19 protein-coding genes are annotated in these 20,798 nt (G+C 42.1%); 12 read left to right on the top strand and 7 right to left on the bottom strand.

All coding sequences use genetic code 11. The annotated features are described in order from the left end of the window. The first annotated feature begins 21 nt into the window (after positions 1-21). From ACEN82_RS06220 to ACEN82_RS06190, 7 genes are all read left to right on the top strand, one after another. The gene (locus tag ACEN82_RS06220; RefSeq protein ID WP_413318111.1) at positions 22-1,344 is read left to right on the top strand and encodes an inositol-3-phosphate synthase; all 1,323 of its coding nucleotides are present in this window, start codon (positions 22-24) and stop codon (positions 1,342-1,344) included. A 609-nt stretch (positions 1,345-1,953) separates the two neighbouring features. Beyond that, a complete protein-coding gene (locus ACEN82_RS06215; protein WP_112655850.1) occupies positions 1,954-4,518 on the top strand; it encodes a DUF5686 family protein in 2,565 nt (854 codons plus the stop codon). Positions 4,519-4,546: 28 nt separating this feature from the next. Continuing rightward, the gene (locus ACEN82_RS06210; protein WP_090526345.1) at positions 4,547-5,287 is read left to right on the top strand and encodes a CDP-alcohol phosphatidyltransferase family protein; all 741 of its coding nucleotides are present in this window, start codon (positions 4,547-4,549) and stop codon (positions 5,285-5,287) included. Positions 5,288-5,547: 260 nt separating this feature from the next. Beyond that, positions 5,548-6,171, top strand: coding sequence for a sterol desaturase family protein (locus ACEN82_RS06205; RefSeq protein ID WP_090526343.1), 624 nt, complete (start codon positions 5,548-5,550; stop codon positions 6,169-6,171). A 2-nt stretch (positions 6,172-6,173) separates the two neighbouring features. Continuing rightward, on the top strand, positions 6,174-7,109 hold the full coding sequence (locus ACEN82_RS06200) for a phosphatase PAP2 family protein (RefSeq protein WP_413318114.1): 936 nt from the start codon (positions 6,174-6,176) through the stop codon (positions 7,107-7,109). Between the two features lie 282 nt (positions 7,110-7,391). Next, entirely contained in the window at positions 7,392-8,153 is a 762-nt protein-coding gene (locus ACEN82_RS06195; protein WP_413318118.1) for a hypothetical protein, read from the top strand. Positions 8,154-8,262: 109 nt separating this feature from the next. After that, a complete protein-coding gene (locus tag ACEN82_RS06190; protein ID WP_321558069.1) occupies positions 8,263-8,820 on the top strand; it encodes a CAP domain-containing protein in 558 nt (185 codons plus the stop codon). A 134-nt stretch (positions 8,821-8,954) separates the two neighbouring features. On the opposite strand, the gene ACEN82_RS06185 is transcribed toward ACEN82_RS06190, so the two are convergent. The 4 genes from ACEN82_RS06185 to ACEN82_RS06170 form a co-directional block, all read right to left on the bottom strand. Next, a complete protein-coding gene (locus tag ACEN82_RS06185; protein ID WP_413318120.1) occupies positions 8,955-9,194 on the bottom strand; it encodes a DUF1456 family protein in 240 nt (79 codons plus the stop codon). Between the two features lie 22 nt (positions 9,195-9,216). Then, positions 9,217-10,518 (bottom strand): DEAD/DEAH box helicase, encoded by a 1,302-nt coding sequence (locus tag ACEN82_RS06180; protein WP_413318122.1) that lies wholly within the window; start codon positions 10,516-10,518, stop codon positions 9,217-9,219. A 146-nt stretch (positions 10,519-10,664) separates the two neighbouring features. Further along, positions 10,665-10,934, bottom strand: a complete 270-nt coding sequence (locus ACEN82_RS06175) for a hypothetical protein (protein WP_413318124.1) — start codon at positions 10,932-10,934, stop codon at positions 10,665-10,667. Positions 10,935-10,988: 54 nt separating this feature from the next. Beyond that, positions 10,989-11,666 carry a pseudouridine synthase gene (locus tag ACEN82_RS06170; protein WP_413318126.1) on the bottom strand — a complete coding sequence of 226 codons (678 nt, stop codon included), beginning with the start codon at positions 11,664-11,666 and terminating at the stop codon, positions 10,989-10,991. 196 nt (positions 11,667-11,862) lie between these two features. Here ACEN82_RS06170 and ACEN82_RS06165 point away from each other — a divergent pair, with 196 nt between their 5' ends. Further along, positions 11,863-13,011, top strand: coding sequence for an acyltransferase family protein (locus tag ACEN82_RS06165; RefSeq protein ID WP_413318128.1), 1,149 nt, complete (start codon positions 11,863-11,865; stop codon positions 13,009-13,011). Positions 13,012-13,118: 107 nt separating this feature from the next. Here the strand turns inward: ACEN82_RS06165 and rlmF are convergent, their stop codons facing one another. Both rlmF and ACEN82_RS06155 read right to left on the bottom strand, forming a co-directional pair. Next, the gene (gene rlmF, locus ACEN82_RS06160; RefSeq protein ID WP_413318130.1) at positions 13,119-14,081 is read right to left on the bottom strand and encodes a 23S rRNA (adenine(1618)-N(6))-methyltransferase RlmF; all 963 of its coding nucleotides are present in this window, start codon (positions 14,079-14,081) and stop codon (positions 13,119-13,121) included. 24 nt (positions 14,082-14,105) lie between these two features. After that, positions 14,106-14,576 (bottom strand): pyrophosphohydrolase domain-containing protein, encoded by a 471-nt coding sequence (locus tag ACEN82_RS06155; protein WP_413318132.1) that lies wholly within the window; start codon positions 14,574-14,576, stop codon positions 14,106-14,108. 266 nt (positions 14,577-14,842) lie between these two features. Here ACEN82_RS06155 and ACEN82_RS06150 point away from each other — a divergent pair, with 266 nt between their 5' ends. From ACEN82_RS06150 to ACEN82_RS06140, 3 genes are all read left to right on the top strand, one after another. After that, positions 14,843-15,166 carry a hypothetical protein gene (locus ACEN82_RS06150; RefSeq protein WP_413318134.1) on the top strand — a complete coding sequence of 108 codons (324 nt, stop codon included), beginning with the start codon at positions 14,843-14,845 and terminating at the stop codon, positions 15,164-15,166. 279 nt (positions 15,167-15,445) lie between these two features. Next, entirely contained in the window at positions 15,446-18,220 is a 2,775-nt protein-coding gene (locus ACEN82_RS06145) for a TonB-dependent receptor (RefSeq protein WP_413318135.1), read from the top strand. Positions 18,221-18,435: 215 nt separating this feature from the next. Further along, the gene (locus tag ACEN82_RS06140) at positions 18,436-19,023 is read left to right on the top strand and encodes an RNA polymerase sigma-70 factor (RefSeq protein WP_413318137.1); all 588 of its coding nucleotides are present in this window, start codon (positions 18,436-18,438) and stop codon (positions 19,021-19,023) included. A gap of 8 nt (positions 19,024-19,031) precedes the next feature. Here ACEN82_RS06140 and ACEN82_RS06135 read toward each other — a convergent pair whose 3' ends face one another. Further along, a complete protein-coding gene (locus tag ACEN82_RS06135; protein WP_413318139.1) occupies positions 19,032-19,586 on the bottom strand; it encodes a dihydrofolate reductase family protein in 555 nt (184 codons plus the stop codon). A gap of 177 nt (positions 19,587-19,763) precedes the next feature. Between ACEN82_RS06135 and ACEN82_RS06130 the strand changes: the two genes are divergently transcribed. After that, positions 19,764-20,756: a FecR family protein gene (locus ACEN82_RS06130; RefSeq protein ID WP_413318141.1), complete on the top strand. Its 993-nt coding sequence runs from the start codon at positions 19,764-19,766 to the stop codon at positions 20,754-20,756. Positions 20,757-20,798 lie beyond the last annotated feature (42 nt).

The raw sequence follows: 20,798 nt of genomic DNA, 5'->3' as shown, positions 1-20,798 counted from the left end.
AAATAAATAATAGTAACATAAATGAAAATCAACATTACACCTGCTAAAGGCAAGCTTGGCATCCTGATCCCCGGGTTAGGCGCTGTAGCAACTACCTTAATTGCCGGCGTAGAGGCCGTTAAAAAAGGCATCTCGCAGCCAATTGGCTCCCTTACTCAAATGGGCCACATACGTTTAGGAAAAAGAACCGAAAACCGTAACCCGAAAATTAAAGAATTTGTTCCTTTAGCCGATTTAAACGACATCGTATTTGGCGGTTGGGATGTTTATGAAGATAACGTATTTGAAGCAGCCTCAAACGCACAGGTACTGGAAGCAGGACTTTTACATTCGGTTAAAGCCGAATTGGAAGCTATAAAGCCAATGAAAGCCGCGTTTGATAAAAACTACGCTAAAAACCTTGATGGCACCCACGTTAAAACCGGAACCAGGCTTGAGCTTGCCGAGCAGGTAATGGAAGATATCAAAAACTTTAAAGAGGCTAATGGTCTTGACAGGGTTGTGTTGGTATGGTGCGGTTCGACCGAGATCTACTACGAAGCATCAGCTGTACACCAGTCATTAGCAGCTTTTGAAGAAGGTTTGAAAAATGATGACAAGCTGATCGCTCCAAGTATGATCTATGCTTACGCGGCTTTAAAATTAGGTATTCCTTTTGCTAACGGCGCCCCTAACTTAACAGTTGATATCCCTGCATTAATCGAACTGGCCAAATTAACCAAAACCCCGATTGCTGGTAAAGATTTCAAAACAGGTCAAACTTTAATGAAAACAGTATTGGCCCCAGGGTTGGCAGCACGTTCGTTAGGTGTGCACGGCTGGTTCTCGACCAACATTTTGGGTAACCGCGATGGCTGGGTTCTTGACGATCCGGATAACTTCAAAACTAAAGAAGTATCAAAACTGGGTGTATTGGAAGATATCTTCAAACCGGAAGATAACCAGGAACTTTACGGTAATATCTACCACAAGATCCGTATCAACTACTACCCTCCGCATGGTGATAACAAAGAGAGCTGGGATAACATCGATATTTTTGGCTGGTTAGGCTACAAAATGCAGATTAAGATTAACTTCCTTTGCCGCGACTCAATCCTTGCTGCCCCTATCGCGCTTGATTTGGCTATCTTCTGCGATCTGGCTAAACGTGCCGGCATGAGCGGTATCCAGGAATGGCTGTCATTCTACCTGAAATCGCCTCAAACTGCACCTGGTTTACATGCAGAAAATGACATCTTTAAACAACTGATCAAATTGGAGAATACCCTTCGTTACCTGATGGGCGAGGACCTGATCACCCACCTTGGTTTGGATTATTATGACGACATGTTCGCGACCGAATAATCGTTAAATTACCAAATACCGTCAAAACAGCCGTAAGCAACTAAACCCTGCTTTACGGCTGTTTTGTTTTTGTGAGGTAAAAATGATCATACGCAAGTAACATTATTTTAAAGCTATAGTCATATCGGCAGTAAATTTAAAAGTGTTAAATAATGTTATTTATGCATATCTAAAGGCTGTAAACCGGACACAAAAACACAAAACACAACCTGATTATCAATTATTTACAATACAACTAAGTAAACAATCCTTAACCTATCAGGATACTAACCAATAGCTAAAACCGTTGTTGGGGCTGTACTTATAATTATTGCGATACGACGGTATAAATATGTGTAAACAATATTTGACTTTTTGACCACATTAGTCTGTAGTGATTTTTTTTACCTTTGGCCTGTTAATTGTAAACTCCGTAATAACCATCTGCCGGGAGTGTACAAAGCAAGGTAAGCGGGGAAAGATTGAGCGGCAGAACAATGAAAAACATACGGAGGCAGGCATAATCAATCTGCCAAAAATATTTGAATAACTAATACATACCTCTTTATCTAATAATTAAAGTGTTAAGCCGAAAAAAGAAGTTTGTATTTGCACAATTGCACAAAGTACATGGATTGTAAAAAATTTTATAAAAGCTTATTTTTCTTAATACTGTTCTTTTCTGCTTCGGCATTATATGCACAGCAAACGGTAATAACGGGTACTGTTACCGATGCAGGTAATAAACAAACGCTGCCTTCTGTTAGTATTTCTTTCACGGGCACCACTACCGGTACCACTACTGATGTTAATGGCAAATATCGCCTGGCTACAAACAATCAGCAATACAAACAAATCAAAATTTCATTTTTAGGTTATAAAGACGCCTTTTTAGCCGTTGTTCCGGGTAAAGAGCAGGTTATAAATGTAAAAATGTTCCCGGCTTCGCAACAGCTTAACGAAGTTGTGGTAAAATCGGGCAAAAAACCTAAATACCGTAATAAAGACAACCCAGCTGTTGAACTGATCCGCAAGGTTATCGAAAATAAAGAAAAGAACCGTCCCGAAGCATACAACTATGTTGAATACAAGGAGTATGATAAAATGATGTTTGCACTAAGCAATGTATCCGCCCAGTTTTCGGACAGGAAATTTTTCCGCAAGTATAAGTTCATCTTAGATAACCGCGATAGCTCATTGGTACCAGGAAAATCATTGTTGCCTATTTATCTTGATGAAAAGCTGCAGCAGGTTTATTACCGTAAAAACCCCGAAAAAACAAGGGAAGATATAACCGGCCAAAAAAGTGTTAACTACGGTGCGGGTATCGATAATGAAGGGCTTACCCAATATTTCAAGCACTTATACAACAAGGTTGATATTTATACCAACAACGTATTTTTGATAACCAGCCAGTTTCTTAGCCCAATATCTGACAACTCGCCAAATTATTACAAATACTTTATTGCCGATACCATTGTTGATGCACATAACAACAAACTGGTTAAGCTTGACTTTACCCCCCGCAATACAACCGACGTACTTTTTGAGGGTAGCATATACATCACGCTCGATGGCAACTACGCTGTTCAAAAGTGTGATTTAACTATCAACAAGCATATCAATATCAACTTCATCAGGTCGATGACTGTTAACCTGGAGTTTCAACAAAACCCGGATGGCCGCTATCACCTTAGCAAAAGCACTACCATTGCAGATTTTGGCGCTTCCAAAAAAGATGCAAAGAGTGGTTTATTTGGTATCCGGGCCATAACCTACAGCAATTACGTGGTTAACAAACCCAGGCCGGATACAACTTACCAGGGATCGCCATATGCTGAATTAAGCGATGAAGTGAAACATCGCCCCGAATCATTCTGGCAGGAAAACAGGCCGGATACTTTAACGCTTGCCGAATCAAAAGTTTATAAAAACATCGACAGCTTGCGTAATATGCCTTCGTTTAAACGTACGGTTGATATAGCAACGCTCCTGCTTGCAGGCTATAAAGGCTTTGGTAAATTTGAGTTAGGTCCTGCCAACACATTTTACAGCTTTAACCCGGTTGAAGGTTTCCGTTTACGTGTAGGCGGTCGTACAACGCCCGAATTAAGCAAACGTTACTACTTTGAAACTTATGCAGCTTATGGCTTTAAAGATGAGCGCTGGAAGTACTTTTTAAGTGCAACCTACTCTATTAATAATAAATCTATCTATCGTTTCCCTCAAAACTATATCAGGGCAAGTTTTCAGCGTGATACCAAAATCCCTGGCGCAAGCCTGCAGTTTGTGCAGGAGGATAACTTCCTGTTATCGTTTAAGCGTGGCGTGAACGATAAATTCCTTTATAACGATTTTTACAGGTTTGATTATTTACACGAACTGGAAAGCCATCTTTCGTTTGCCGCAGGCTTCAAAAAATGGACCCAGGAGCCGGCGGGATCATTATATTTTGATAATGTTGTTAATGATCTGCCAAATTCTATCCATCACTTAACCACCACTGAGCTTACCGGAAGTATCCGCTGGGCACCTCATGAGCAGTTTTACCAGGGCAAGATCTATCGCATCCCTATCCCTAACAAATACCCGGCCTTTGAACTTGATTATGCTCAAGGTATTAAAGGCCTATTTGCCGGCGAATACAATTATCAAAAGCTTGATTTCCGTGCCGATAAACGCTTTTACTTTTCGCAGTTAGGTTATGCGGATATTAATGTTTCGGCGGGTAAAATCTTTGGTTCGGTGCCGTACCCCTTGTTAACCATACACAGGGCTAACCAAACTTACGCGTATGACCTCGACTCATACAACTTAATGAACTTTTTGGAGTTTGTGAGTGATAAATATGCCAGCTTCAGGATAGACCAGCACTTCAGCGGTTTCTTCTTTAATAAAATACCTTTGCTAAAGAAATTGAAATGGCGCGAAACCGCATCGTTAAAAGTATTATACGGCGGCCTGTCTGATCAAAACAATCCTTCGATACATCCGTCATTATATCAATTACCCGTTGGCACCGATGGTGTGCCGATTACTTATACATTGGGCAAAACGCCTTATGTTGAGGGTAGTGTTGGTATTGAAAATATATTTAAATTTATACGCATAGATTTTGTGAGGCGCTTTAACTACCTTGACCAGCCAAACGTTGCCCAATGGGGCCTGCGCACAAGGGTTAAATTCGACTTTTAATCATTGCACCTAATAAGCAGAGAGAAAAATGGAACAGCAAACAACAACACTTAGGAGATCATTCAGAACCAACCTACAGTTAGGGATATATAAGGTTATTGATCCGTTTGTGAAGATCCTTATAAAAATAGGCTTAACCCCCAATGCAGTTACTACCATAGGTTTTGTACTTAATGTAGGCGTTGCAGGGATATTTATTTTAGGTGCCGAAGAAGGTAACCGCGGCGACCTGAGCTATGTTGGCTGGGCCGGCGGCCTCATCCTTTTTGCAGGCTTATTTGATATGCTTGACGGTCAGGTAGCCCGCTTAGGCAATATGAAATCAACCTTTGGTGCTTTGTATGATTCCGTACTTGACCGCTACAGCGAATTGATCATGTTTTTGGGTATTTGTTATTACCTGGTAGCACATCACTATTTCCTGAGCTCGATAGCTGCCTTTATTGCATTGATAGGCTCAATGATGGTTAGTTATGTACGTGCACGTGCCGAAGGTTTAGGTGTTGAAATTAAAGGCGGCTTAATGCAAAGGCCAGAACGCGTAGTAACTATCGGCTTATGCGCAGCACTTTCAGGTATAGTAGCCCAGTATATTGGCGGTAACTATAAATTGTTTGTCCCGGGCATCAAATTTCATGTATTTGAAACCATATCGATATTTACTATCCCATTGGTAATACTTGCCGTTTTAACCAATATTACGGCTTTTAACAGGCTAAGAGAAGCTAAAAAAGCTTTAATTAAACTGGAAGAGGAAGAAGGTAAGTAAGGCTGTAGGTCTAATTCAAAAGTCTTAAACGAGGACGTTGAATTACTTCTCTTAAGACTGCGAACTTTAGACTTAGAACTTTAGGCTTAAGACTTACCAACAAATATCATATCTTCGTAACAATAAAATAAAGGCATTTACACTTAGCAATATCTTTGCTAAAATTGCCTTTTGCTGGTTAAAGGCCAGCCATTCTGAACAATTTTAACACCATAAACAGGCAGAGAGATCGTAAAACATTTTAAACCCTGATTATAACAATGAAAAAGAAATATATATCCAACTCGCAGGAATCGGTGCGAATGTTTAAGAGCGACTTTTTAGAAGGCTTATCAAAGGTACACTATACCGTACCTCTATATATTTTTGTACCCGTTATTGGATATTGCAGCTATAAATTCTTTGACCTGGGATTGGATGTATTAACATATCTTGGCCTGTTTATTTTCGGGCTTTTCATCTGGACGATCACCGAATACATCATGCACCGCTTTGTTTTCCATTATCAGCCAAGCGAAAAACTGGAATGGGCGCAACGTCTGCATTTTATCATGCATGGCGTGCATCATGATTATCCGAGCGATGCCAAACGTTTGGTATTGCCCCCTTCATTAAGCATTCCGCTGGCTACAGGCTTTTTCTTTTTGTTTAAATGGTTGTTGCCTGTAAACTATATCTGGGGCTTTTTTCCGGGCTTTATTTTAGGGTACCTGTTTTATGACATATCGCACTATGCCATGCACCATTTTAATTTTAAAAGCGGGCTGTTCAAAAAAATAAAACAACACCATATGCTGCACCACTACCAGGATCCTGAAAAGGGTTATGGTGTGAGTTCACCTTTCTGGGACAAAATTTTCCGTTCAGATTTCTTAAAAAAATAGCAATGACCAATGCCAATACAGGCGTAACAGTAAATATCCGGTCGATAATTATTGTTTCACTGCTTTCCATTGCTTACCTGGCGTTTTCAACTTTCCTTATTGGTTATAAACCAGACGAGCTTACGCTGGTAGTTATTTTCAATGTGCTGTTCTATGCATCGGCAATAACCCGCAAGTTTATATTGGGCTTCACTATTTTCATAGTGTACTGGATTGTTTTTGATTACATGAAAGCCTTCCCCAATTATAACTACAACCCGGTACATATTGCCGAACTTTATAATGCAGAGAAACACCTGTTCGGCATTCATTTTAACGGCAAACTGCTTACACCTAATGAATACTGGCTGGCCAACAGCAACACTTTTATTGATGTATTATCGGGCTTATTCTATTTATGCTGGATCCCCGTACCGCTGGGTTTTGCCGCTTACCTGTTCTTCAAAAACAAAAAACAGTTCCTCAATTTTTCGTTAACGTTTGTTTTGGTGAATATCCTGGGCTTTATAGTTTACTACGCCTACCCTGCCGCACCACCCTGGTTTGTTCAATATCACGGATTTCATTTTATTCCGTTAACCATGGGCAATACCGCCGGGCTGGCCAGGTTTGACGCCTATTTTCATGCCGGGGTTTTTAAAGGGATTTATACAAAAGGTTCAAACGTGTTTGCTGCCATGCCGTCGCTGCATTCGTCATACCCGGTTATAGTGCTTTACTACGGCTTAAAAAACAAGCTGGGACTTGCTAATATCTTTTTTGCGGTGGTAACCGTTGGCATCTGGTTTACGGCGGTATATGCAAGCCACCACTACGTGCTCGACGTGTTAGCCGGTATCACTTGTGCGGCATTGGGTATTGCCTTATACAATGTACTGTTAAAGCAATTTGCAGGTTTAAGATCAGCGCTGAATAAATACGAACGGGTGATCTCTTAAGCGAATCGCATAGCAAAATCTTTTTTTGTATACTATACTATGCATTAAAGTTGATGCTGTGGAAAACGAGCAGGCAATTGTTAATTAATATTTCCAGGGCTATCCTCCTGAAAAACAGCCCATACATTTCAAAAACGAACAAAAAGCCAAGCACCTTCACAAACACCCATGGCGGTGATCTTAAACAGGCACGCTATTTGCCTAATTACAAGTGGATTATTGCATTTTCGAGTAATCTGTTATATGAAGAGACTTATTACCTTACTTTTTATTCTGACAGCTATGCTTAAATTATCCGCACACGCCAGTGAGCTTGATAGCCTTAAGCAAAAATTACAGGTTACCAGCGACTCGTTAAAAGGCCCTATTTATACCCAAATAGCTGCCCATTATTTAGGATATGATACCGTATCAACCCGGCGGATGAAATACTATTTCCAAACCGAGGCGCTTAATTACACTATGCTCGCCCTGCATAGCTATTCTACTTATAACGATACTTTAGGCTTGCGTACAAGCTTTAACGCGCTTGCAAAGATTTACCGTTCGCAGCGTAAATTCAGCCAGGCCAAATGGTTCATTTTACAATCGAACACCATATCAAGGCAAAGGAAGGATACCCTTAATATTATCAACTCGCTCATAGAGCTTGCAGCCATTAAAAGCGACATCAAAGACTATAAACTCAGTATGAAGGACCTGAACGATGCTTTAACTTTATCGCTCAAAACCCACGATCCTAAAAAAGAGTCGATAGTGCAGGTAGGCTTTGCCGAACTTTACCGGAAAATGAACGATTTTGATAAGGCAGCCGCAGCAATTAAACGCCATGAGTTTTTAGACGATAGCCTTAACCAAGTTACTGTTGATAGCATTGCCAAAGTAGCTGCTGCCGATTCGATCAAGATCAAAAAGCAGGATTCGGCGATAGCCAAAAAAAAAGTATTTACCAAAAACTCCAGGCGCAGGCCAATGCTAAGGTACGCCAGGCACATAACATCGTTATCGTCCTCACAGTCACCACTATTATTCTCGTCGTTATAGCTATCATTATCATTTACAGACGGAAGAAAACCGGCCGCTGGCGTTCTGCTATCAGGCGGCCTAAACAATAATTTAAACCACAGGCGTTTAAAATTGTCAAAGCACTAAGATGAAAAAATTGATAGTATTATTTGCTGCATTATTCTGGTTTGCGAATGCCTACAGCCAAAGCAGCAAACAATTCAGGACCGAGTTTTTAAACAGCATTAATGCTACGCGCCAGAAAGGCTGCAACTGTGGAAGCAAATATTTTCCGCCGGCCCCTCCCCTTACCTGGAATAATGATTTGGAAGATGCAGCCATAGGCCACGCTAAAGACATGGCCCGCAAAAGCTATTTTAGTCACGACAGTAAAGATGGCCGCAGCATGGAAGACCGCATAGTATACGCCGGTTATAAATTTAAAGGCTTCAAAAGTTTTGCCATAGGCGAAAACATAGCCCAGGGCCAGCAAAGCATTGCTGAAGTGATGGCAGGCTGGTTTAAAAGCGAAGGCCATTGCCGTAACCTCATGAACCCGGACTTTAAGGAAGTAGGTGTAGCTGAATATAAAACCTATTGGGTACAGGATTTCGGGGGCAGAACCTCATTTTCGGCTCAGCAACAAAAGCTGATTAAATCAGGGAGATACAGATTAATACAGGAAAAGCCTGTGGAAGGGCATTGATTTTTGTCTGAACCGGGATTTCATAGGATTTTTCGGAAGTCAGGATTTTGTCTGTGAAATCTAACCAATCTACTCATTCTGCCCGCAAATCAAATCCTGTAAATCCGGTGAATCCCCCCAAATCCCGGTTCAGATTACTCCGGTTTCGGTTTTGGATCCCTTGGGCCGCGTTTGTAGATGATGAGACCATTCAGGAAATTACGCAGGATCTGATCGCCGCAGGGTTTAAAGTTGGGGTGGTCATCAGCGCGGAATATGGCGCCTATTTCGGCTTTGGTGATCCTGAAATTAACCAATGCCAAAACCTTGATAATATCATCATCAGTAAATTTCATAGCCACCCGCAGCTTTTTCATGATATCGTTATTGCTCATTATATCTTTCTTTTTAACAAAATTACCTCGAAATTTCCATCTTCACCTTTTTACCTTTAATTTTTTCGGCTTTTACCTGCCTTACCACCCCTTCAATCTTATCCCGTTTTATAGCCGCATATGATGAATAATCAAGCACTTCTATCAAACCAAGGTCCTCCTTTGCCAACCCACCTTTTTTAAGCAGCAAGCCTACTATATCCACCTTGTTAACCTTATCCTTTTTTCCAGCGGCTATATACAACGTAAGCCAAGGCGATGCAGGCGGCAATATCAGTTTTTCGGGCAGTTCTTCAATCTCGGGCAATTGCTTTAAATATGGCAACTTTTCATCGGGTGTTAGCATCAGGTATGATGTGCCTTTAGCGTTCATACGTGCTGTGCGGCCGTTACGGTGTAAAAAAGCCTCCTCATTATGCGGCAGCTGATAATGTACCACATATTCTATTTCAGGGATATCCAGCCCACGTGAGGCCAGATCGGTGGTGATCAATAAACGGTGACTTCCGTTCCTGAATTTTAACAGGGCGCGTTCCCGGTCGTCCTGTTCCATACCGCCGTGAAAAACATCGTGCTCCAACCCCTTGTACCAAAGCAACTCGCTGATCCTGTCAACTGCTTCACGGTGATTACAAAACACAAGGGTTGCTTTATTACCAATTTTACAGATCAGGGCAAAAAGTGCATCCAGTTTATCGGCAGCTTCGGATATCACCGCCTTTTGTTTAATATCTGGCGCCGAAGTAACATTACTTAAAAAGTTCACTTCGATAGGTTTAACAATTCCCGTAAAAGCAGGAATCTCATCCATCTTAGTCGCCGAAGTCAATATCCGCTTTTTAACAACGGGCAACTGCCTGATGATATAAGCCATATCCTCCTGGAAACCGAACTCAAGCGCTTTATCAAACTCATCGAGAATAAGCGTACGTACAGTATCGGTACTAAAATTTTCTTCCCGCAAATGAAAGGCAATCCTTCCCGGCGTACCAACCAAAACTGCAGGTGGATGCGAAAGATTATTCCGCTCAATTTTTACGGCATGGCCGCCATAACAGCAATTGATCTTGAAACCTGTACCCATAGATTTCCAAACCTGCTCAATTTGCAAGGCCAACTCGCGCGATGGCACCAGGATCATCACCTGTACTGTGGTAACACCGGCATCAAGCAGGTTAAGCAAAGGCAATAAAAAACCAAGCGTTTTCCCCGAGCCCGTAGGTGATAAAAGGATTACATCACCTTTTTTAGCGGCACTAAGCGCGGCAAGCTGCATGGGGTTAAGGGCAGTTATGCCGAGGTTACTCAATGCCTGATCAATCATGGTTTGCTTTTGTTGAGGCGCAAAGATACGGTAAAATTTTCCCGGGGGACCGATTATCTGCATCGGCTTAGCTATTAACTTAACGGACTAAAAAAGCGGGAGATTGTGCGATTCCCCCGCTTGAAGGAGTTTTTTGCTTTAGCTCCCTAATCCGCCACTTCCGTTTTAAAATTATGCTTAATAAACCTTGCAACCTTTTTAGCTTCCCGATGGGTTAAATTTCCCATACAGGTATATTCCCATTCGTGCATATGATCGTCAAAAACAATATCTCCAAGATCTGTTTCCCCTTCACTTAACCTAAATACGCCCGTTGCATACACATGTGTACCGGGTATCAGCTGTTGCACCGCTTCAATGCCGATCTGGCGTATACCATCTTCGGTATCCAGATCATAGATCACCGACTTTTCCATCTATCAACTACAATATTAAGCCCGTTTTGTTTAAATAATTACCTGAAGGCTGGCTTACCAGCTCATGATCTCCATAACCCGGGTAAATTCGGGTTGAAGTGCAGCTTTGATCGTTATTTCTTCGCCGGTTATGGGGTGCTTAAAATTTAACTGCGATGCATGCAGTAGCATGGTTGTCATTGCCCATTGCTCTAAAAACAACTTATTCTGTTTGTTACAGCCGTGGGTGCGGTCGCCTATAATTGGGTGAAAAATATGGCTCAGGTGCTTGCGTAATTGGTGCATACGCCCGGTTGTGGGCACAGCCTCAACCAATGAATACCTTGAAGTTGGATGTTTGCCAAGAGCTATATCAAGTTCTGCCCTTTTCAGGGTAGTGTAACTGGTAAATGCATCCTGCAAAGTACCGTTCTCTTTGCGCAGCGGGTAATCTATATCTTCCGCATCAGGTGTATGGCCCCTTACTATGGCCAGGTATTTCTTGCTCACCTGGTTTTCCATAAATGCTTTTTGCATGGCAATCTCTACCTCTTTATTAAAAGCAAACAGCAGGACCCCACCGGTTTTACGATCGATGCGGTGAACAGGGTTAACTTTCATGCCAATTTGATCCCGAAGCAATTGCAGGGCAAACTCTGAAGCATCAGCCGCTATGGGCGACCGGTGAACCAGCAAGCCATGGGGCTTGTTAATGGCAATCAGGTGTTCATCGCGGTATATGATCTCTAACATGGGCATAATTACAAGGCTGCGAATTTACGCCAGCATTTTGGATTTATTTCTGAAATCTTTCCATCGTAGAAACGCATCACATTAAAATACTAACAAATCTTTTTAAACAGCTTTTAAAAGTCATTGATGTAAAAAAATAATTTTAAATAGTATTGCTTTTCCTATCTTTAGTTCATACCTAAATACAATTAAACTAATGGCTAACACAGCAGACCAGGCAAGTGCTAAACAAGCCGACGACATTAACGCGGCGCGCACCCGTTTATTTTCACTGGACGCCCTCCGGGGATTTGATATGTTTTGGATTATGGGCGGTGAAGAGATCTTCCACGGCATGGCCAAAGCCACCGGTTCACCTTTCTGGGGCGCTATTGCCAACCAATTTACCCACCCCGACTGGAATGGTTTTCACCTGTATGATCTTATCTTCCCGTTGTTCCTGTTTATGGCAGGCGTATCAACTCCATTTTCTGTGGGGCGCGAACTGGAAAAAGGCAAAACACGTCAGCAATTACTGCTGCGCGTTATAAAAAGGGCATTTATTTTAGTATTGCTCGGCCTTGTGGTAAACAATGGGTTAAAAATTATGCCTGTTTCAGAGATCCGGTTTCCCAGCGTATTGGGTCGTATCGGAATTGCCTATATGTTTGCCAACATCATTTACCTGTACAGTACCGAGCGCTGGCAAATGTTTTGGTTTGGCTTTTTCATCATTGGCTATTGGCTGCTGCTTAAGTTTACCTCTGCACCGGGCTTCCCTATGGGCGACCTGACCATGAAAGGCAACTTTGCCTCATACGTTGACCGCAGCATACTACCGGGCCGGTTGTATTTAGGCATCCACGATCCTGAGGGGCTTTTTTCAACCATCCCGGCCATCAGCACCGGCATATTAGGCATCCTTACCGGCCTGTTGCTTAAAAAAGGTGGTATTACCCAAATGCGCAAGGTAGCTACCATGACTGTTGTGGGGGTGACCTTCCTCATCCTCGCACAAATCTGGAACCTCGATTTCCCGATCAACAAAAACCTGTGGACAAGCTCATTTGTGCTGCATGTAGGCGGTTTAAGCCTATTGCTGATGGCATTATTTTACTTCATCATTGATGTAAAAGGCTATCAGAAATGGGCATTTTATTTCAGGGTGATAGGCATGAACTCCATTTTGATTTATATTTCGGGCCACTTTATTAAATGGAGTTATACAACCGAAGGCTTTTTTGGATGGATAGGCCAGTTAGTAGGCGATCCATACAATATCGTAGTAATGGCTATTTGCTTCGTAATGGTAAAATGGGCGTTTTTGTATTATTTATATACCAAGAAGACATTTTTGAGAGTGTAGGCTGAACCTTGATTGAAAGGATTTTAGGATAACCATGAATTAAAAAGCATCAAGGCTATCCTAAAGTCCGGCAAATCAAGGTTTAAATATCACTGCATCCTTTAATCCTATAAATCAGGGTTCAACCACATTTTCTGCTCCTCCGGCGTTAAGTAAGTCCAGGCCATGATGCGGCTTACCTTTTGGCCTTGCGACATATTGATGGTTTGCACATCTTTTACGCCTTCTTTTTGAAGGGCATTATATAAGATCCTGAGATTTTCTTTTTTTGAAACCAGCGTGGTAAACCATAAAACCTGTTTTTCAAAGGCTTTGCTTTGCGCGGCCATCAGTTTCAGGAATGCAGCTTCGCCCCCGGGATACCACAACTCGGTATTTTGGCCACCGAAATTAAGTATAGGCTGTTTATCCTTTCTTAAACCCAGGTTATCCCACTTACGGGCCGAACCGGCAGCAGCCTCCTTAGCCGAGGCGTGGAAGGGTGGGTTACAAATAGTAAGATCAAATAACTCGCCAGGTTTAATGATCCCTTTAAAGATATCGGCCTTCTTGCTTTGCTGCCTCAATTCAACAGCAACCTTTAACTGGCTGTTTTGCTCAACAATACTTTGTGCCGATGCCATAGCCTCCAGGTCGAGCTCTGAGCCAACAAAGTTCCAGCCATATTCTTTGAAACCTACTATGGGATAAACCAGGTTAGCACCTGTTCCGATGTCAAGCACACGTACTTTCCGGCCTTTGCGCACAACACCGTTATTAACCGAAGCAAGCAGATCGGCCGCATAATGAATATAATCGGCACGGCCAGGTATAGGCGGACATAAAAAACCTTCGGGAATGTCCCAGTAGTTTATGCCGTAATGATGCTGCAGCAATGCCTTATTAAGTGTTTTTACTGCTTCCGGATCGGCAAAATTAATGGTAAAATTATCATATTCATTAGTACGCACAAACGGCCTCAGGGCAGGCGTGGCTTTGATCAATGCTTTAAAATCATACCCCCCGCGGTGTTTATTACGCGGGTGCATATTGGTTTTAGCCTGAGGCTGGTTGGATTCTTGTGCTGACAATGGAATAGTGTTTTTAGTTTATGATTAACCCACAATGCCATTCAGATCGGCAGGCGAATAATTGATAGATTTTAATGTTTTATGGTCAGAGGTGCGGTATACCAGGTACAAGCCGTCTATCTCTTTATAGTATGCATCTGTATTGGCCGTATTTTTATAATGCTCGATGGTTTTTTCGGCCTCCTCAACTGTTTTGCAGGCTTTGCTCATGTTGGAGCGGTGAACCTCATCAAACAGTTCCTTGAATTTTGAGCCCAGGCCAAATTCAAGTACTGCTCCTGATAATACGTATTGCAGATCGCAGAGGGCATCAGCTACTTCAACCATGTTATTATCATTAACAGCCTGCTGCAGTTCTTTTAGTTCTTCGGCAATAAGTTCGATACGCAGATCACAGCGTGCTTTTGAGGGTATTGCAGGTTTTTCAATTATAGGGTGCTTAAAAGTGGCATGAAATTCGGCTACCTGGGTTAATGCACTTAAATCTTTGATCATGTTGTTTTAGGGCGATAAATAAACGGCTAAGTTAAGAATTAACCCTAAGGCTTTCAAAAAATTAGTATAAGCCGTATTAGGCCAAAGGTTATAAAACAAAAAATAAATAAAGCAACAACAATTAATAGCACTGATTATCAATTAATAAAAATTTAACATAAATAGCGATTGTTAACATAAACATAATATTAAAACCACATTATATTAACCTAACTTTGCACCGCGCAGAAAAAAACTGTGCTTCACCCGATCTACAATCCATTCACATGAAAAATATAAAAGATAAAGCCGCTACTAAACAAGCCCGCAAAATTCTTAAGAAGCAATTAAAAGAGAAATTAGTAATCCAGATTGAAACCCTGGTAAGTGAATTTGGCCCCGATGCCGGCAAAGCTAAAAAGGCTATCGACAAAGCTGCAAAAAACCTGGCAAAAATATTAGCGGCTAAATTAAGTCCTGAAGTACACGCCGCTCCCGCTGAACCCAAAGCAAAAAAGGAGAAAAAAGCGACAGAAGCAGCATCGGTTACTCCCGCAAAAGCGCCTGCAAGCAAAACAACAAAAGATACCGAGCCTGAAAAAGCCATTTAATTAAAAAAATAAACGACAAAAAGACGTTCAATTCATTTTTTTAAATCACAAAAGCCAATTGTTAAGGATTAAGACCTTTCAGCAGTTGGCTTTTTTGTTAATTCAACAATCTGGCATAAAAAAATACAACAATGCCAATATTTTTCATCACCAATCACCTAAAACAGTAAATTACAAGTGCAAATTTTCCAATAAAATTGTTTTTATATTGACAATTATTCAATAATTATTAACTTACGTTAAAATTAACATTATTTCAATAGCCATAACCTCCGTTTTATGAAGAAAATTTTACTATTCACCCTCGTTTTGCTAACCATAACTCCCCTATTGGCATTAGCACAAAAGAAAGCTATAACCGGAATCGTTACCGATGCGGCAAGCAATGCACCAATGCCCGGGGTATCGGTACATATAAAAGGGAGTAATTTAGGTACAAGCACCAACGCAAAGGGGATATACACCATTTCGGCAGCGGCAACTGATGAACTGATTATAAGCTATACGGGCTACAAAACCATAACAGTTGCTATTAACGGACGTACTAAAATTGATATTACACTGGTTGGTGATATAGCCCAATTAAATGAAGTAGTATTAATAGGTACACGATCTGCCGGGCGGGTAAAACTTGAAACGGCGGTTCCTGTTGATATTGTTAATGTGGGAAAAGCGGCCTCAGTAACCGGTCGTATGGATATTACCGACATCCTTAATTATTCGGCCCCCTCATTCAACTATAATAAACAATCAGGCTCAGATGGCGCCGACCACGTTGAATTGGGTACATTACGCGGCTTAGGCCCCGATCAAACCCTGGTTTTAGTAAATGGTAAGCGCCGGCATTCCACTGCTTTTGTTTCGGTATTCGGTACGCGCGGTCGCGGTAATTCCGGCGTCGATCTGAGTTCTATCCCAACGGCATCTATCGACAGGATCGAGATCCTTCGCGACGGCGCTTCGGCCCAGTATGGCTCTGACGCTATTGCGGGTGTTATCAACCTTGTTTTAAAGAAAACCACCGGCGTGTTTAATGCCAATGTTGGTTATTCTGGTTACTATGATCCCGCCTTTAACAGTGGTAAAAGTGTTGTTGCGTCTCAATACCCTCACGGCGGTGCTATTGATGGCAATGGTATCACTATTGATGCCAACTACGGTTTAGCGCTCGGCAAAAACGGCGGTTTTATCAATTTTACCGGCGACTACGCAAAAAACGGCAAAACCTTTCGCCAAACTCATGATACCACAACCTCAAACCCTAAAGCATTGCCTATAAACCCGTACAGGCGTGCCAATGGCGATGGATCGGCCGAGAGCGGCACATTCTTTTTCAACCATGAATCACCTCTTGCCGGTACCCGTACAACCTTGTACAGCTTTGGCGGCTATAGCTATAAAGCATCTGATGATTATGCCTTTACCCGTAATTTCTCTGGTCGCCCCGAACGTTTCCCTACTGATAACAGTGGCAAAATGATCCCGGTGAGCGGTATCATTTTTAACACCCCAGACGGCGAATCATATTACAATCCCATTATCCGTACACATAATACAGATCTTGCCATTGCCGTAGGCGCAAAAGGTACCCTGGGCAATGCCTGGGACTGGGATTTGAGCAATAATATTGGTAACAATAAGTTCCACTTTTTTGGCTATAAAACATTTAATGCTTCTTTAGGGGCTGGTAAAACCAATTTTGACGACGGCGGATCAGAGTTTCTACAAAACACCAGTAACCTGAACATCAACAAACATTTTGGCAATGTAATGCAGGGACTTAACCTTGGTTTTGGCGGCGAATACCGTTACGAGCGTTATAAGATCTTTTCGGGCGAAGAGGCATCCTACAAAAATTACGACCCGACCGGTGTAAAAGCGGCAGGCTCACAGGGTTTCCCCGGCTATCAACCCGGCGATGTTGTAAATGCGCACCGTTCGGTAGAAGGTGTATATGTTGATCTTGAAGGTGATATCACCAAACAATGGCTGATTGATTTTGCCAACCGATATGAGCATTACAGCGATTTTGGCTCAAACTTTAATACCAAACTGGCTACACGCTATAAAATTACCGATAACTTTAACATCCGCGGTTCATTGGGTACAGGTTTCCGTGCACCATCGTTACAGCAGATCAATTACAGTTCAACCTTTACCAACGTACAGGGCACGGTGATATCTGAAGTTAAAATAGCGCCAAACTATAGCCCTATCACCAAAGCAGCAGGCATCCCTAACCTTAAACAGGAAAAATCAAAAAATGCTGGTTTAGGCTTTACCTTTAAACCAATGCCTGAGTTAAGCTTTACTGTTGATGGATACTATATTAAAGTTACCGACCGCGTTGTGCTTTCTGGCCAGTTCAGTGCCGATGACGAAACCCTTGACCCTACATTTACCAATGCCCTGAAAAACCTGCATGTAAGCTCTGCCCAGTTTTTTGCCAATGCCGTAAACACTACCAATAAAGGTTTGGACGTAGTTATTGACTACAACAAAACCATTGGCGCCAACAGGTTCAGGGTACTTTTTACAGGCAATTTCCAAACCATGAAGATTGACAAGGTAAACTACCCGCCTATACTTGGTACTACCCCTGCCTTGCGCGAAACATTTTTGAGCGAGCGCGAAAAGAAATTCATCCTGGCATCGGCCCCGCCTCAAAAACTTAGCTTAAACCCCGAGTTTAGCCACAAAAGCTTTACCGTAGGTACACGCTTTACTTACTTTGGTAAAGTTGTGATTGATGGCTATGGCGACGGTACAACCCTCACCCCTACCGTACCAACCGATAATGGTTCGACACAACTACCCGACCAATATATTTACAGCGGTAAAGTTGTAAGCGACCTGTATTTTGCTTATAAAGTGGCGAAATCGGTTCGTGTATCTATCGGAGCGGATAACATTTTTAACGTACATCCCGATCTGGCTTATGTAAAAGGCGCTAAGGGATGGGCTTATAACAACGAACCATCGGGTCCGTTTGATGCCGTACAAATGGGCGAAAACGGCCGCCGCTTTTTTGCCAGGGTAGGCTTTACATTTTAAATAATCAACTGAAAAACTATTAACTGACTGATTCGATACAGGTCGCCCCGATTGTGGGGCGACCTTTTTTATTTAGAGGAAATTCATAAATATTGATAGCTCTGTAACTTTATATGTTGATTAAACTCTAAACTTGTAAACTGTTAAAACATGTTAAATAGGTTCAAAAAAATAAGATTTTGCAATCTATTTAACATAGCATTGCAGATAAAATAATGCCTGTACCAAACCAGCACATAGCCCACACCGACGAACAGTTGTTACAACTGATGGCCCGCGACAACCGCGATGCCTTTACCGAGCTGTATAACCGGTATTGGGATAAAACCTTTGCTGTTGCCTATCACCGTTTAGATGATGAGCATGAAGCCGAAGAAGTGGTTCAGGAAGTATTTTTAAGCATCTGGCAGCGCCGGGCAAGCCTTAAGTTAACACATACAATGGCTACGTATCTTTCGGTAGCCATTAAATACAAGGTGATCAATCATCTTGATCGCCAGTACAGGAAACAACAGCACCTGGATGAACTCGCTTTTACCTCGCACGAAACAGACGACAGCACTATTCAATGGCTGGAGGAAAAAGAACTGCGCCAACGGCTTAATCACAGCATCAGCCTACTGCCCGAAAAATGCCGTATCGTATTCCTGCTTAGTCGTGATGAAAATAAAACCTATGCCGAGATAGCTACTGAACTGGGCATATCACAAAAAACTGTTGAGGCACATATGTCAAAGGCGCTAAGTTCGTTAAGGCAATCGCTGGGTATTTCTCTGCCGGTGCTAATTTTACTCCTCAGTTAACGTACGCTTCAATTTTTAACATAATGAAGCGCAATACAGCCCGATTCAAGGATCTTTGATTCAATTAGCTTTAAGCCTACATTTCCCTTTAAACCTACGGCTTCCAGCAGACTTCTTCCCTCGCCTACAATTACGGGATGTATAACATAATGGAACTCATCAACCAAACCAAGTTCAATGAGTTGTAAGGGCAGGTTCACACCTCCTATTGAAATATTACCGCCGGTCTGTTGCTTCAGTTTGCGGATCTCCTCGCCAGGGCTTGTTTGAGTAATTACAGAGTTTTTATCGTTGGTGCCGGTCAGTGTCCGTGAGAAAACAAGTTTTTCAATACCGTCAAATGCCTGTGCAAATTCTCTCTCCTCTTTGGTTGATAAAGGATCTTTTGCGGCATCCGGCCAATACGGAACCATAAGCTCGAAGGTTTTACGCCCGTATACAATCAGGTCTACATCATCCATAAGTCGGGTAAAATGTTCTAATATATCCTTGCCACCGCTAAATTTGGTGTGGTCGCAGCAACCATCTAAACTCAGGTTAATGCCGTAGATTACTTTTCTCATTTGATTGGTTTTAATTGGCTTTTTTAAAATTAGTAAATTTCAACCGGCATAACTTATACAGATCTTTATCTCACCAAAAAAGAAAAAAAAGATAGCGGTAAATATTTTTCATTTTCCACTAAGGGTATCTGCTTCCATCACTGACTATATGTGCAAAAGGTTGAAAGATCAGGCACAATGGAAAACAACACCTACAACGTAAAGGAGCTCGCTCATAAATTAAAACAAGGCACCATCAGTACTGACGAAAAAGCCTGGCTTGATACCTGGTATGCCGGTTTTAATGATGAGGAAGTATTGTTATCGGCCTCAAAATACCAAAGTCCTGAACAGCTGCGGGAAAGTATTTTGACTAAGATAACCACGCAAATGGAAACACCGGGGCAACCTGCGCGTAAGGTATTTACCTTATGGCGAAATATAGCTGCTGCAGCGGCTGTGGTATTACTGGTTACCTTTGCCGCGCTTTACAAAAACCAGGTATTGAAAGTTATTGATCCTGCCAAACAGGTCGATCTGGTTACAGCTCCGGGCAAACACCGGCAAATCAGTTTGCCCGATGGCACCCGGATCTGGCTTAGTCCCGGCAGCCGCATTAGTTATCCAGATAAATTCAGGACTAAAGAACGTTTGGTAACACTGGAGGGCGAGGCGTTTTTCGATGTAGTGCATGATGAAGACCACCCATTCGTTATCCAATCGGGACAGCTTAAAACCGTTGTATTGGGTACCAGCTTTAATGTTAAGGCCTATCCCGATCAGATTATCTCTGAAGTTACGGTTATCAGCGGAAAAGTGGCGGTGCAGGAGCATAACCTGCCCAAAAGCCAGCAAGCCATTATGGTACTTAACCAACGAGCCTTGTATAATAAGGCTGACAGATCATTAATTAAGGAAAATTATCCCAATGCCTCCAAATTCCTTTCACAACGTACCGGTTTGTTCAGTTATGACGGGGCGTCACTGCAAACCGTGGTTGACGACCTGTCGCATCAGTATGGTATCCGCATAAACCTTACGCCGGATATCACCCAAAACGGTTTTTACGGTCATATCAACACGAATGAGCCTATCGACAAAACGTTTAATAAACTTTGCGCCGTAATGGACCTTCGCTGGAAACGGGTCGGAAACCAATACTTCCTGCAACCTTTATCATCCAACAATTAACCTTTTCATTCTAAAACATCATCCCTAAAAAGGAAACAAACC

The sequence above is a fragment of the Mucilaginibacter sp. Mucisp73 genome, assembly GCF_059491465.1.
The sequence above is the reverse complement of the archived record's forward strand: the minus strand, read 5'-3'. Positions and strand labels throughout refer to the sequence as shown.